Origin of the sequence: Aliivibrio sp. 1S128, from assembly GCF_001691065.1 — a bacterium.
Lineage (GTDB): Bacteria > Pseudomonadota > Gammaproteobacteria > Enterobacterales > Vibrionaceae > Aliivibrio.
In genome coordinates, this window is sequence record NZ_MAJV01000106.1 from 113,608 (window position 1) to 128,468 (window position 14,861).

Annotated in this window: 12 protein-coding genes; 7 read left to right on the forward strand and 5 right to left on the reverse strand. The window is 37.3% G+C overall.

The window, feature by feature from the left end; translation table 11 throughout:
- The first annotated feature begins 3 nt into the window (after nucleotides 1–3).
- Nucleotides 4–1,713, forward strand: coding sequence for an ABC transporter ATP-binding protein (locus tag A6E03_RS14105; RefSeq protein ID WP_065592468.1), 1,710 nt, complete (start codon nucleotides 4–6; stop codon nucleotides 1,711–1,713).
- Complete coding sequence (locus A6E03_RS14110) at nucleotides 1,703–2,545, forward strand: energy-coupling factor transporter transmembrane protein EcfT (RefSeq protein WP_065592469.1); 843 nt, start codon at nucleotides 1,703–1,705, stop codon at nucleotides 2,543–2,545. Before A6E03_RS14105 ends, A6E03_RS14110 begins: the two co-directional genes overlap by 11 nt.
- Nucleotides 2,546–2,596: 51 nt before the next feature.
- Here the strand turns inward: A6E03_RS14110 and A6E03_RS14115 are convergent, their stop codons facing one another.
- Nucleotides 2,597–2,950 carry a hypothetical protein gene (locus A6E03_RS14115; protein ID WP_065592470.1) on the reverse strand — a complete coding sequence of 118 codons (354 nt, stop codon included), beginning with the start codon at nucleotides 2,948–2,950 and terminating at the stop codon, nucleotides 2,597–2,599.
- Nucleotides 2,951–3,169: 219 nt separating this feature from the next.
- Here A6E03_RS14115 and A6E03_RS14120 point away from each other — a divergent pair, with 219 nt between their 5' ends.
- Nucleotides 3,170–4,441 carry a MipA/OmpV family protein gene (locus tag A6E03_RS14120; protein ID WP_065601121.1) on the forward strand — a complete coding sequence of 424 codons (1,272 nt, stop codon included), beginning with the start codon at nucleotides 3,170–3,172 and terminating at the stop codon, nucleotides 4,439–4,441.
- Between the two features lie 355 nt (nucleotides 4,442–4,796).
- A complete protein-coding gene (locus A6E03_RS14125) occupies nucleotides 4,797–6,128 on the forward strand; it encodes a GGDEF domain-containing protein (protein ID WP_065592471.1) in 1,332 nt (443 codons plus the stop codon).
- A 50-nt stretch (nucleotides 6,129–6,178) separates the two neighbouring features.
- On the opposite strand, the gene A6E03_RS14130 is transcribed toward A6E03_RS14125, so the two are convergent.
- The 3 genes from A6E03_RS14130 to A6E03_RS14140 all read right to left on the reverse strand — a co-directional run bounded on the left by A6E03_RS14130 (nucleotide 6,179) and on the right by A6E03_RS14140 (nucleotide 9,020).
- Nucleotides 6,179–6,856, reverse strand: coding sequence for a vancomycin high temperature exclusion protein (locus A6E03_RS14130; protein ID WP_065592472.1), 678 nt, complete (start codon nucleotides 6,854–6,856; stop codon nucleotides 6,179–6,181).
- Nucleotides 6,857–6,882: 26 nt separating this feature from the next.
- Nucleotides 6,883–7,215 carry a DUF3392 domain-containing protein gene (locus A6E03_RS14135; RefSeq protein WP_060991277.1) on the reverse strand — a complete coding sequence of 111 codons (333 nt, stop codon included), beginning with the start codon at nucleotides 7,213–7,215 and terminating at the stop codon, nucleotides 6,883–6,885.
- A gap of 116 nt (nucleotides 7,216–7,331) precedes the next feature.
- A complete protein-coding gene (locus tag A6E03_RS14140; protein ID WP_065592473.1) occupies nucleotides 7,332–9,020 on the reverse strand; it encodes an NAD-dependent malic enzyme in 1,689 nt (562 codons plus the stop codon).
- A 154-nt stretch (nucleotides 9,021–9,174) separates the two neighbouring features.
- Here A6E03_RS14140 and A6E03_RS14145 point away from each other — a divergent pair, with 154 nt between their 5' ends.
- The 3 genes from A6E03_RS14145 to A6E03_RS14155 all read left to right on the forward strand — a co-directional run bounded on the left by A6E03_RS14145 (nucleotide 9,175) and on the right by A6E03_RS14155 (nucleotide 13,156).
- The gene (locus A6E03_RS14145) at nucleotides 9,175–11,520 is read left to right on the forward strand and encodes a DEAD/DEAH box helicase (protein ID WP_065601099.1); all 2,346 of its coding nucleotides are present in this window, start codon (nucleotides 9,175–9,177) and stop codon (nucleotides 11,518–11,520) included.
- A gap of 77 nt (nucleotides 11,521–11,597) precedes the next feature.
- Entirely contained in the window at nucleotides 11,598–12,371 is a 774-nt protein-coding gene (locus A6E03_RS14150) for a phospholipase A (protein WP_065601100.1), read from the forward strand.
- A gap of 140 nt (nucleotides 12,372–12,511) precedes the next feature.
- On the forward strand, nucleotides 12,512–13,156 hold the full coding sequence (locus A6E03_RS14155) for a heme lyase (RefSeq protein WP_065601101.1): 645 nt from the start codon (nucleotides 12,512–12,514) through the stop codon (nucleotides 13,154–13,156).
- A gap of 139 nt (nucleotides 13,157–13,295) precedes the next feature.
- Here A6E03_RS14155 and nrfA read toward each other — a convergent pair whose 3' ends face one another.
- Entirely contained in the window at nucleotides 13,296–14,735 is a 1,440-nt protein-coding gene (nrfA, locus tag A6E03_RS14160; RefSeq protein ID WP_065592477.1) for an ammonia-forming nitrite reductase cytochrome c552 subunit, read from the reverse strand.
- Between the last annotated feature and the right edge of the window lie 126 nt (nucleotides 14,736–14,861).

Sequence of the window (14,861 nt, forward strand, 5' to 3'; positions counted from 1 at the left end):
TTAATGAGCGTAACCTTTTCAAACTTCTCTTTTCGATATGCGTCACAGGATAAGCCGACGCTTAAAAATATCAATCTAAGGATAGAGCAAGGAGAAAAGATTTTAATTGTCGGCCCTAGCGGCAGCGGAAAGTCAACATTAGGCCAATGCTTAAATGGCCTTATTCCGCATACGATAAAAGGTGAAGTTGAAGGTCAACTTTACCTTAATGGTAACGATGTTTCTGACTGGAAAATAGAACAATACACGGAAAATGTAGGAACCGTACTACAAGACACAGACAGCCAGTTTGTGGGATTAACTGTAGGTGAAGACATTGCTTTTGCTCTTGAAAATCAAATGGTTTCACGAGCAAAAATGTACCCAGTTGTTCGTGATACTGCAAAAATGGTGGATTTAGAATCGTTATTAAATAAATCACCTTATGATCTAAGTGGTGGTCAAAAGCAACGAGTATCATTAGGCGGGATCTTGGTTGATGATGTCGATTTACTTCTATTTGATGAACCTTTAGCAAGTCTTGATCCTAAAACGGGTAAAGCGACGATTGATATCATTGATGAGCTGCATAAAAGCAGAGGAAAAACCGTCATTATCATCGAACACCGTTTAGAAGACGTATTATATCGCTCAGTCGATCGTATTATACTGATGGATCACGGCGAAATCGTTGCAGATATGAGTCCTGATACATTAATTCAATCGACGCTATTAACTAAGCATGGGATCAGAGAGCCATTATACGTATCGTTATTGAAGCAATGTAGATTGGATCTTTCAATGGTACCCAATATTGCGAATTTATCAGAAATTCCTGTTGATGTAATAAAACCAGCGGTATCTGCTTGGTTTAAAAATATGGATACGACACCAATTCAATCTGAAATCGATAATCCGTTGCTGAGTGTTAATGGACTTACGTATTCGTATGACAATGAAGTGAATGCCTTAGAAAATATATCTTTTATAGTAAATAAAGGTGAATTTGTTTCAATCCTTGGTAAAAATGGATCGGGCAAATCAACGATTACTAAACTTGTTATGGGTGTTTTATCTCCAGACCAAGGGGCTATTTTATTAAATGGACAAGATTTAGCTGATCTTTCTATTTATGAGCGCTCTAAGAAGGTAGGTGTTGTTCTTCAAAATCCGAATCATATGATATCTCATCACATGATTTATGATGAAGTTGCTTTTGGTTTAGTGAATTGTGGGTTATCTGAAACTCAAATTGAAGAGAAAGTCCTTAATGCGTTAGAGCTATGTGGATTAAGTCGTTTTCGTCATTGGCCAATTGATGCATTAAGTTATGGGCAGAAAAAACGAGTGACGATTGCTTCTATCTTAGTTTTGGAGCCGGAATTACTGATTCTAGATGAACCAACAGCAGGGCAAGACTACAAGAATTACACTTCGATGCTTGAATTTATTAATCAATTAAACCAAAAACTAGGTTTAACGGTCATTATTATTTCTCATGACATGCATTTAGTTTTAGAACATACAACTCGAGCGATTGTTATTGCTGACAGTCAATGTATCGCCGATCAAGCTGTGATTAACGTTTTCAGTCAACCCGAATTACTTAATAAAGCAAATCTAACAGTGACAAGTTTGTATCAATTAGCTGAAAAGTTAGAGATAGAAAATATTACAGGATTTATACAGCAATTTATTGCAGCAGAGCATGAGAGTAAACAAAATGTCCACTAATAAGCAAAGTTTTGGTATTAACTATGTGGATCTTGGTACTTGGTTACACCAGTTAAATGGTGTGACTAAGTTTTTGTTGTTTATTACATGGATAACGGTTGTATTAACCACATTTGATTTGCGAATTATTATTCCCTTAATACTGATCGGTTTATATTTATTGAAAGAGACGAAGGTGCCTTTTTCTGCGTATAAACCTCTTTTGATTGGCACTGCAACTGTATTAAGTATGAATGCTGTATTTATGTTTTTACTTGCGCCAAATCAAGGGAATGAATTGTTGGGTTCTACGACTGTTTTATTGCCTATCTTTGGTAGTTATGCAATTACTCAAGAGACCTTATTTTATTTAGTAACAGTAACGTTAAAGTACTTTAGTATGTTCCCAATTGCTTTGGTATTTGTATTTACAACACACCCAACAGAGTTTGCAGCAAGCTTACATCGTCTTGGTCTACCTTATAAAATAGCTTATGCGGTTAGCTTAACGTTACGATACTTGCCTGAAGTTAAAAGTGACTTTATAAATATTATGCACGCACAGCAGGCCCGTGGTGTTGATTTATCGAAGAATGTTCCCGTATTTACACGAATTAGTAATATAGCAAAGATATTAGGACCACTGATTTTTTCTAGTTTAGACAGAGCAGATGAAATATCAAATGCAATGGTATTGAGAGGTTTTGGTCGAGGGAAAAGTCGAACGTGGTTTAGTGAAAAAGCGATAACTAAAACAGATAAAGTGATTATGTTAGGGTTATTCGTTATTGTGGTATTAGCGATTATAAAGCGAGTGTTTGAGACGTCGCTATTTTGGTATCCATTCAATTAATACCATAAATAAGATAAAGAGATAATAAAAGTAGGCAGCGTGGCCTACTTTTTACTTTTCTGCTTGGTTGAAATGTTCAATCACATCTGAACTGATATTTTCATGACTAAAAATAAGCATTGATGTTAGTTTTTCGACCATTGCTTCAGGCTCTAATTCACTAAAGATAACATTATTTATAAGTGTCTTAATCAGTAACTCTTCATGTTCTAGAAAACCACGAGCGTCAATTTCTACTGGTATATCACTAGGCATACGGTCAAATTGTAAAAAAGTCATATTATGTTGAACATTTGAGGCTAATAGCTGTTCTGGGAACCATTCTTCTCCAGTAACGACTTCAAGATCATCATCATGAGTCGCTTGAATATCTTGTAAGCATTTAATTAATTCAGAAATTTGCACATTGATTCTCAATATGTGGAGTAGTATTCATTAGTAGTAACACTATACTTAAATTTTAAAGGTGATTGAAACGATATTTAGTTCAATTACTTAAAGCGTTTGTTTTTTACCATTAATTTAATCTAGAGAATCCTTTTGCATAAGTACATTTTTAATTTGAAACCGACACTTCTTTTTATTATCTCATTTTTTCTTGTTAGCTGGGCTAATGCCGAGACGATTGATAATAAGAATGTTAAAGGGATCATTGAGAGCTCTTCTACAGAAAAAGAAAAGCAGTGGGGTATCGCTGGGGTCGTTAGGACGGCCAGTATTCCTTATGAAACGGACACTGAAACAGTATCAACGTTTATACCGATGATGTTTTTTGAGAATGATTATGTATTTATTAATGGTATGGAAGGCGGCGTTTTTTTATATCAAGAAAGTGAATGGCAATTAAGTGCCTTGATGAGACTCCGTTATTTTGATCTCCCTAAGGAAGTTCAAAATCAAGCGGGTGGAGATGTTGTCGATACCGGTTTTCAAGTTCGTTACCATATTGACGATGAGTGGTTTTTTGATTCAGAGCTAATGGTTGATCCTGAGTTTCGTGCTTATATGAATTTCACATTAGGTGCGGAAATTGAGTCTGGTGACTGGTGGTTTAATCCAAGTATTGAAACTCGATGGAAAGAAGCCGAGTTTAATAATTATTATTATGGTTTAAATGACGATACTAACGACAGATTAAGTGCAGGAGTTGATGTGAAAGCGGGTTTTATGTCTCGCTACCATGTTACGTCTAATTTATATCTTCTGGGAGGAAGTTATGTCTCTCGTTTAGATGATAGTGCCTATAGCAGTGAATATATTGATAATCGTTGGGAATTTGAATATTTCTTAGGGGTGGGCTTTTTTACCGATAGCGGTACTTCTTCCCGAAAAGACATTAAAAATAAGCCGTATTTACGAATCGCACATGGGTGGGCGACTCCTTCAAATATCGGCGATATTATTAATTTAGATACAGAAAAAGATCCTTACAATAATCAAATGACGTCTGTGTTTTATGGATTACCTTTAACAGATGAGTTGTTTTCTTTGCCGATAGACCTTTACTTGACTCCAGGTTATGTACAGCATTGGAAATCAGACGTACAAGATTTAAGTTCTGAATTTGTTGTCGCAATTAAAGCTTATGTAACTGTGCCATGGCCAACAAAATGGAGATTTGGTGTTGCAGAAGGCCTTTCGTACATTAACCATGTTTCCTATATTGAACAGTCTGAAATGGATGAAAAGGGCTATAAAGAAAGTAAATTGTTAAATTATCTTGATTTCTCTTTTGATGTCAATTTAGGCGATTTATTTAATCATCGAGATCTTGATGGTGTCTGGGTTGGTTATAGTATTCACCACCGTTCAGCTATTTTTGAAAATTCATCCCAATATGGCAGGATTAAAGGCGGCAGTAACTACAACAGTATCTATGTTCAATTCGATATTTAAATTATTCGACTAAATATAAAATAGCGCTGTATTTTTAATACGGCGCTTTTTTATATGTATAAATTATGTCAGATAAATATGGCCTGGTTTATTTAGCTATGAATTCTATTTTTTCGTCAATGATATAACGAGCAGTCATTATCTTGACTATAAAATCAATGAGTTAATTTTTGCGATCCAATGTTGCAACTTGTGAATTATAGCCATGTGTTTTTTGAACTTTGTCATAAAATAAGCTGAATATTAATGATTAACGGATTACTTTAACGATATTACTTTGCGATGAAAATTAAGTGGGTTATTATTTTTTTGAGACGAGTGTCTTATGATTTAAACGCTTGTATAAAGGATCACTATGCGAGTACTTCAAAAAATCACAATAGGGATGTTAATTTTCTCTATTGGTATCCTAACTTGGTATCATTTTTACGGTGATACAAAAACGATAACGATTAGCCCAAATATGCATGCATATTATGCCGCTGACGATACTAAGGTGGGTGGTATTAGTGAATCAAGACTTGTTGATGGTAATGGACAACCAAATTTAATATGTGAACTAAAAAGGGGTAACTATCCTTGGCCTTATTGTGAGGCGGCTATTCACCTTTCAGACAGCATTTTTAAAGGAATAGATCTCTCTGATTATTCAAAATTAGTGTTAGATATTGATTATAAAAGTACAGATCCTAACGGCCGTTTACGTGTCTATTTGCGTAACAGTAACCCCGCTTATACAAAAAGAAATGATGCAGCATCACTAAAGTTTAACGGTATTGAGTATGAGCCTGGTTTTAATACTGGACCAAAAGAGATTGATTTATCAGACTTCCAAGTTCTTACTTGGTGGATTGCAGATTATAAAGTAGCTGTTGAGCATGCCGCTCCAGAGTTTTCTAATATTTCGATTATTGAAATTGCGACCGCATCGGGTGTAGCTGATGGTGAGTTTGACATAACAATTAATAGCATTGAGTTTCGTGGCGTTTGGATAAAAGAAACGACATTACTCAAAAGTATTTTATACGTATGGTTAGCAATAATCATGAGTTATGTTTGGTATGAACAGAAAAGGCTTAATAAAAAGCTTAAAGCAAGTACTTATCGTGAAGGTAGGCTAAAAAACCTTAATGACAGCCTAAAAGAAAAAAATGTGGAGTTTGCTGAGCTTGCTCATCGTGATTCATTAACAGGAGCACGAAACCGAAACGCGGTGAGAGCTTGGCTTGATAGAATGTCACAACAAGTGCGCTGGGGTAAGCAAACATTTTCTGTTATCTATATTGATATTGATTATTTCAAAAAGGTTAACGATGAATTAGGCCATCAAACCGGCGATGATATATTAAGAGAGTTTGTATTGGTCATTACGGGAGCTATCAAAAGTACAGACTTTTTGGTCCGCTGGGGAGGGGAGGAGTTTATTGTTTTCAGCCCAAATCATAATTTAGTAGAAGCTGCTGAAAAAGCAGAGCAGATCCGCCATACAATTGAACATCATTTATGGTGTCATAATGAACCCTTAACCAGTAGTTTTGGGGTGGCTGAAATGAAAAACGAACGAATTACAGAAGTCATTGCACGAGCGGATGATGCTTTATATAAAGCAAAAAATGCCGGTCGTAATAGAGTTGTGATAAGTCAGAATATCGTAGTAGCAGAGTCTAGCGTTCATTATATAAACTAACAATTTTCAAAGAAGCCTTATTGTTTGATGCAGTAAGGCTTTTTTAGTGATTATTCAACAGGAGGAGAGCTATGTTTAATCGGTTCTTTAGGGCCTAGAAACTTTGGTTGAACATGAAATACATACAAATCTAGCATCGCTTTGGTTCTTGCAAGTACTTCTCTGAATCGAATTTTTCTGTTTGCCCATCCGGTGGGTGATGGAACGACTAAACAAACAGTATCCATATCGAAATGGTTAGAAATAAATACAGCACGTTGACAATGAAATTCTTGTGTAACAATAGTTAAGCTATTGGCATCAAATATTTCTTTGGCTCGTTGTACTGAATCTAATGTTCTAAATCCTGCGTAATCAAGCGTTATTTTATCTTCGGGGATCCCTGCTTTTAATAAATCGCGCTTCATTGTCCATGGTTCATTATATGAACGATGAGCATTATCACCGCTTAATAAAAAATGTGAGACTTTATTTTGTTTAAATAAAGCAATTGCAGCATCAATACGGTATTGATAATAAGGGTTTAATGTTCTACGAATATACTTACTAGTCCCTAGAACTAATGCCGTTTCTTGAGCCGGAAGGGCTTCAATGTCTTGGTATAATTGTGATTGTGTTGAAAAAGACATATAAAAATCGGCAGCTAAAACACAAGATGTAAGTGTAATCATTACAATCGTTGCTATTTTTAGCCACTTCTTCATTATGTCAAACACTGAGATTGTCATCATTCCTCAACTTAAATTAACGATACTTACACTTGGCGATTTTTCTGTGCCCACGCACCAATTATAATAAAGGTCGAAAAAACAATAGCAAGCATAAAAGCTGGCTGAATAGAGCGTAAAGCAGAACTGAGAATAGGCGATGCTTTTACAATTAACAATCCATAACCAAATGCATTAATGCCAATGAAAGCCCCTGTACGGATTAGGAAATGTTTACCTGATAAAAAGGCTCTAACTGCTCGATTAATATCACCGCCAAGCATAACAAGAGCACAAGCAATCATTGCAATTGAGATATCAGATAAATAAGGAGTTAAGTAGCTCCCCATGGAATTAAAAAAAGAAACAATGTGATTCATGTAAGCCATCTTTTTATAAAATAATTATTGCTGACTATTCTATCTCTTATAGAACAGATAGTTAAAAAAAAACCAGAGAAATGTTCTCTGGTTTTGATTTCGGTTGAAACTTTTAATTAAAACGCAGTTCGTTTGTAGCGACGGTAAACCGGTTTCCAGAAGTATTGTTCAATTTTTTGATGCAATGCTTCGTCGGTAATTTCTAAGGCATAACCTTGTTCGATTGCTTTTTTAGCAACGGCGAAAGCAATTTTCTTCGATACAGTATGTATTTCTTCCAATGGTGGAAGAAGCGCACCTGAGCCATTAATCGCCAATGGAGAACACTCTGCTAATGCACGACTTGATTCTCTTAACATTGCATCAGAAACACGAGTTGCTTTAATTGCTAAGACACCGAGACCAATACCAGGGAAGATGAAGCTGTTATTACATTGTGCAATTGGGTAAGTTTGACCGTTGTGAGTTACCGGATCAAACGGGCTACCTGTTGCTACTAATGCTTGTCCATCAGTCCAACGAATAATGTCGTTTGGCGTTGCTTCAACACGGCTTGTTGGGTTAGACAGTGGGAACACAATAGGACGTTCACAATGTTTATGCATCTCTTGGATAACTTCTTTACTGAACAACCCAGGGGCACCAGATACACCAATCAATACGGTTGGTTTAGCATTACGCATGACATCAACAAGAGAGTAGTTTGGCTCTTCAGAAACCCATTCTTTCGTATTTTCTGCTTTTTGAACTAAGCGTTGTTGGAAATCAAGCAGGTTGGGCATGCCTTCTTGCAATAAGCCCCAACGGTCAACCATGTACACTTGAGAGCGAGCTTGAGCATCAGAGATACCTTCCGATACCATCTGAGCAATGATTGCTTCTGCAATACCGCACCCAGCAGAACCGGCACCAAGGAAAGTCACTCGTTGCTGAGCTAATGAACTTCCTGCTGCTTTACATGCCGCAAGTAAAGAGCCAACAGTAACCGCAGCGGTTCCTTGAATATCATCATTAAAGCAACAAATACGATTTTTATAACGTTCAAGTAAAGGCATCGCATTTTTCTGAGCGAAATCTTCAAATTGAACGAGAGCTTGAGGCCAGCGGCGTTGAACGGCTTGAATGAACTCTTCAACAAAATCTTTATATTCGTCACCAGTAACACGAGGATGACGCCAGCCCATGTACATAGGGTCAGCAAGGCGTTGAGGGTTATTTGTACCCACATCAAGAACGATTGGTAAAGTATGAGCAGGGCTGATACCGCCACAAGCGGTATACAGTGCTAATTTACCAATTGGGATGCCCATGCCACCGATCCCCTGATCACCTAGACCAAGAATACGCTCACCATCAGTCACCACGATAACTTTTACGTTTTGGTTTGCAGCGTTGTTTAGTAGATCATCAATGCGGTTTTTGTTTTCATAAGAGATGAATAGTCCACGACCACGACGGTAGATGTTTGAGAAGTTTTCACACGCTGCGCCAACGGTTGGTGTGTAAATAATTGGCATCATTTCGCTGATGTGGTTTTGAACTAAGCGATAAAACAAGGTCTCATTCGTGTCTTGAATATTGCGAAGGTAGATATGCTTATCCATATCATTTTCAAAACTTTGATATTGCTTATAAGCACGACCAGTTTGCTCTTCAATACTTTCGATAGCTTCAGGAAGTAAGCCTTCTAAGTTAAAATATTTACGCTCAGTTGTGCTGAATGCGCTGCCTTTATTTAGCAGAGGAGTACTTAGAAGTGCTGGGCCAGCATAAGGGATATATAGGGGACGTTTGTTGTTATTCATTGTTATGCTTCTTCAAATCAAGAATGAACCACAGATCCTATGCCTACTTAACGCAAATATCAAAGCGTGAATGAAAATAAAGTGCGAATAGAGTCATGTTTTTATCAATCAAATCCGCTAAAGTAGTGAAATATCCTTTTATCTCTCGGTTTATATGTCTTTATTACCAATTAATGCGATTCATTCTGAGTTTTCTGCTTCTATTCCACGTAAAAATTTAGTTATTCAATCTGAAACGGGATCAGGGAAATCAACACATTTACCGTTATGGGCTGCTGAATATGGCAGAGTATTAGTGATTGAACCAAGACGAATTGCTTGTACTGCTTTAGCTGAGTATCTCGCTTTACAACATGAGTGTGTTTTAGGGACTGATATTGGTTATGCGATTAAATTGGATGCTCAATATAGCGAGGACAGCAAGATAGTCTTTGTTACTCCAGGTATTGCGTTAAAGTGGTTTATGGAAGATAGATTAGCAACGTTTGATGTTGTGATGATTGATGAGTTTCATGAGCGCCGCTGGGATACCGATATATTATTGGCCCTGTTAAATAAACACCAAAAACATCGGTTGATTTTGACGTCGGCAACAATGGAAAGTCAGAAATTAGCAGAATATGCCAATGCTGACGTATTAACGGCTGAAGGACGTCAATATGAGGTGATGATTTCAAATATTGCCGATCACCCGCAGAAAATGCCTTCGAACCAAGATTTAGAACAACGAATTATTGAGGCTTTAGTAAGCACATTAAAGCAAGGTGAAACCGGAGATATATTGGTATTTTTACCCGGTAAAAAAGAAATAATACAATGCGTTCAAATTGCGACTACAAAATTCTCCAACACTGTAGCCATTCCTTTATTTGCAGGCGTATCTGATACTTATCGACATCAAGCTTTAACTCAAACTTCTCAACAACGAATTATTTTCTCTACTAATATAGCTGAGACGTCGCTAACCATACCAAATGTTACTGTTATCATTGATTCTGGATTAGAGAGAAGGACGCACCAGCGTAACGGGCGAACGACTCTTTCACTGCAAGCGATTTCAAAAGCAAGCAGAGATCAACGTTCAGGACGAGCAGGTCGTACTCAAGCAGGGCGAGCCATTCGATTGTTTGGTGAACACGCACCATTAGAGTCAATGACACCTCCAGAATTACAAAGAGAAGAATTAGTTGAGGCAGTACTTGCTGCCGCAAGTTGTGGTGTTAAATTACGTGAGATAGCGCTTCTTGAATCCTTGCCTGAAAAATCACTCTGTTTAGCTGAAGATAAGTTAAAGCAAATGGGGGCGATTGATTCAGAATTACTCATTACCGACTATGGTTTACGTTTATTTCCTTTGCCTATTGATACTCTTTTTTCACACATGATTTCAGTGGTAGAAGGTAAAGCGGAAAAAGAAACCGTGGTTGATGTAGTCGCGGGATTATCTGTATCAAATAAACTGTGTTCATTGTCTAATTCTGAGATGGCGCTAGATGAATTTTTACGCTGGAATCCAAAGTCGTGTGATGTAGTAACGCTAGTTTCTATTATTCGTGGGCATGAATGCCATGGATTAACGATCGATGATGAGTTGCGTAAAGAAGCACAAGCTCTCGCGGTACAAATTAGGTCAGAATTATCATTACCTGAGTTAGAGGCGAGTAGTCGATTAAAAAGAGATGAAGTGTTACAGCAATTGGTTAAAAAATTACCAGAGTTAGTTTATATTCGAAGAGAAAAACGAAGAGAAGCGTTTGGTAATGGTAAGCAAGAGGTTGTATTAGGACGACATAGTCATTTTTTGCCTGTTTATGAGGCTGCTGTTGTGTTTGACCAATTTTCTCTTCCCGGAAGAGGCAATAAGCAGACTTTAACGATAGGTACAGCCTTAGCGCCAATAGAATTATCTTGGATTATTGATTCTGGACTGGCTGACTGTCGTATTGGCGAATGCATTCATGATGATAAAGATCTGAAAATCGCTCATGAATATTATTATGCAAATCGACTGTTAATGATTAAATATGTAGAGCCCACAGAGGTGGATGCGATTCCAGCAATCGTCTCTCAAGTCATGGAGGGGAGCATATTACCGTCATTTAAAGAGAAAAGAATGACTGAAATTGCGGCTTGGCAACTCTATTGTCAACTTAATGGCAATAAAATAAGTTCAGTAGTGACGTTTGAATCTTGGTTTACAGAACAATTAGAAGATCTTGGTATTACTTCTTTAGAAGAGATGACGATATTTGATGAAACTGATTTTATATTTGATGGGATCCCTGAGTGGGAAATGTCTGACTTTATAAAAACCTATCCTCAGCATGTTGTTTTGCCGGATATCACCTTATCTGTCGACTATTTCCCTCAAAGTAAGCGTATTTTGCTAAATTATGTAAAAGGCCAACGAAAAGGGGATGTTAAAAGGTGGGAGCTTCCAACCTGGTCTGGTTGGCGCATTCAATATAAAAAAGCCAGTCGTAACATTGACGTTAGATAACTCTGTGAGTTAGCGTCAATGTCGGTATGTATTTTGCTTATTAGTGAAAAAGACAGGTTTCTGACAAAAGGTCAATTATGAAAAAATGGATGCTATTAATTGCATTGGCGTTACCCTTCATTACATCAGCAAAAACGCTTAATAGTATTTCTGCTTACGAAGACAGTTATTTACTAGGAAGTTACACCGATAAAATAAACAAAGACGAATACGTGAGTGGTGGATTTGAAGATGCAAATGGTCTTCAAAATGTAGAAGTAAAGTTTCAGTTTTCCTTAGCTGTTCCATTAATTCCGATGAATAATACTACGGCTTTTATGTTTTCTTATACCCAAAAGTCATTATGGCAATTAGGTAACAATGAAATATCATCACCTTTTAGAGAAACGAACTATAAACCTCAATTTTTTGTGATGCATCAATCCAATATGTTGTTTTTTAACAGCGCAGAATTTGGTTATATGCATGAATCTAATGGTCAAACATCTGGATTATCTCGCAGTTGGGATCGAGTTTATGGCTCTTTAGAGCGTCTTGATGGACCGGTACAGTATGGTTTTCGTGCATGGTATGTCTTTAGTGATGAAGAAAATAACGAAGATATTAATGATTTCATGGCCCCTTACGATGTATGGTTAAAATTGGGGAATGACATTGGTGAATTTTCAACTCGATTTCATTATAACTTTGATACAAATAAAGGTGGCGTAGAAGCGGCCTACACGTTGTATGTAAATAAATTCATTGGCTTGTATGTTCAAGGTTGGACCGGTTATGGCGAAACGTTGATTGATTACAATTATAATCACAGCCGTATTGGTATTGGTATGAGATTATTACCACCAAATTAAGAGTGAATTTTATATACGATAACCCTCGTCATTTTTTGAATAGACCCTAATTCAGGGATTATTTGGTCTATGACAATGATCATTGTGATCCGTTTAAAATTGAATTACGATCGCGGCAGTTTTTTATTTGGATACACAATATGATAATAATGATGTTATTGAGTTTTGTTCTTATTGGGGCGGTACTGTGGTGGTTTTTTAGTCGCGGTAATGCAGCGTCATTGAATCCAGTTTGGATGATATTTATAGTCATCATTAGCATGATTGTTATTTTTTCTTCGGGTTTACGCCCTGAAAAGTTTGCTGTAAATAATAAAGTCATTACTGAACCATTAGGGCCCTTGTCGTATGATGACAAGATGCGCTATTTAGAAGACCAATTGAAAGCGTCGCCAAACGATGCTGAATTGTGGTTTGAAATAGGGCAAGGCTATTTACTTAATGGTGAATTGAATGCAGCCAATATTTGTTTTGGTTATGTTATTCGACTAACCGAAGAACCAACAGCAAATCAATACGCAGCCAAAGCTACTGCTCAGTATTATCTACATTCTCAGTTATTTGATGAAGAAATAGAAACACTATTGGATAAAGCGTTGGCATTAGATGAATACAATCAAGCGGCCTTAACGTTAATTGCTTCTGATCATTTTGTAACTTTCCGTTATCAAAAAGCAATTAATGCATGGCAGAAAATTTTAGATTCTGAACGTGTAGATGTTGATAGAGTAACTATCATTAATTCGATTAACCAAGCGAAACAATTAATGCAAGCTCGTCGCTAGTTAAAGAGTTAAAGAGTTAAAGAGTTAAAGAGTTAAAGATATGAAAAAGCCGATATTTCATTTGAAATATCGGCTTTTTTTATTGTTTATTAATGATAATTAAAACGCCACAATAATAAACATTCAGTTGAGTAACGTATTATTGTATTGGTGGATAATCTTTTGCTTCACGTTCTTTTGCTTGCTCATCCCATTTAGGTGCGAGGGTTTCTAAGAAATGTTTTTTCTCCGCTTCCATGCCTTCCATATCCATTCCAAGGGCTTTTTGTGCCGCAGCCTTGGTTGAAATGTCAGGAATAACTATCGGGTCGGTAATGCCTTTTTTCGCTAGTAGTCGAATAAGTTTAGTTCGCGCATCAGCCGCTTTATCAACAGCAGTGCCTAATACTTCTAGGGCGATTTCAGGTGCATGCATATGTATACCATGTGAAGCAATTGCATAATCCCAACGCCATTGTGCATGACGGATATCTAATAGGATAGGTTCCATCTCTTCTTTTGTTGCTCCAGCATCCCATGCTGCTCCTGCTTCAAAATGCGCAGCGACAATTTGACGCTCTGCCGTTAATTTCATTTTTAAAACTTGAGCTTTACGGCTTGCGACGACACCTTGTAGCATTTCTTTTGATTGCGTATGACAATTAGCACACGTATCTTCAAAGCGATCAAATGGGTTACCCACTTTGTGGTCTGTATAAACAGTGCCATCTTCATTTGTTACTTTTGGCATATGACAATCAACACAAGTGACCTTGTTTTTACCATGGATGCCTTCACGCCATGTTTCGTAGCCTGGGTGTTGTGCTTTTAGCATTGGAGCTTTAGAGACTTTATGAGTCCAATCACTAAAGCCAATTTCGTCATAGTACTCTTCCATTTCGTCAACCGTAGTCCCTTTATCCCAAGGGAATTTAACGGCTTTGGTTTTTCCTGTGAAGTAGTATTCGACGTGACATTGACCGCATACAGAGGCTTGTTGGTCTAAGCGTGATTGATCATCAAATGGTTTATTGATTGCATCCATTGCTCGTTCAACATGAGGTTTAGTAATAGCTAACGCGGGCTCGCCATTTTTAAATTCTTCGCTACGAGTATCGTGGCAATCAGCACAACCAATCGGGTTTTGAATTTCACTGCCTAAACGAGCCCATTTACCAGAAAAATAGCCATCTTCACCTTGTTCTTCGATGACACGGCCAACATCTGGGCTTTTACAGCTCCAACATGCCATTGGCATTGGGCCAGAGTTTGCATCGGTTGGGCCTGCGGTACGTAAGGTTTCACGTACATCATCTATCGCGTAAAAATGCCCACGGGCTTTATTGTAGTCTTTAGCAAAACCATAGCCTGCCCACATGATAACCATGTTTGGGTCTCCAGCTAAGGCATCTTCAATTTGTACGCTGTCAGAAGTAGATCGCCAAGATTTATATTGTTCAGCATGTTCTTTGGCATACGCTTCATTACGAGGGTCAACTCGTTCATTTTTTTCAGAATCGGCAAAGCTGTGGCTACTTAATAATAAGGTAGTCACCATGGCAATTGCAGCGACTGAACGACGGGTCCATTGCTTTTTCACAGTTGATATCTCCAATATTCTTGTTATGAATTAGCCAAGCGTTGTGAGAACGACTATCAATCAGAATTGGAAACATAATGAGTATATCGTAGATAAGGAAAGGTCATTTTTTCATCGGAGCTTGTA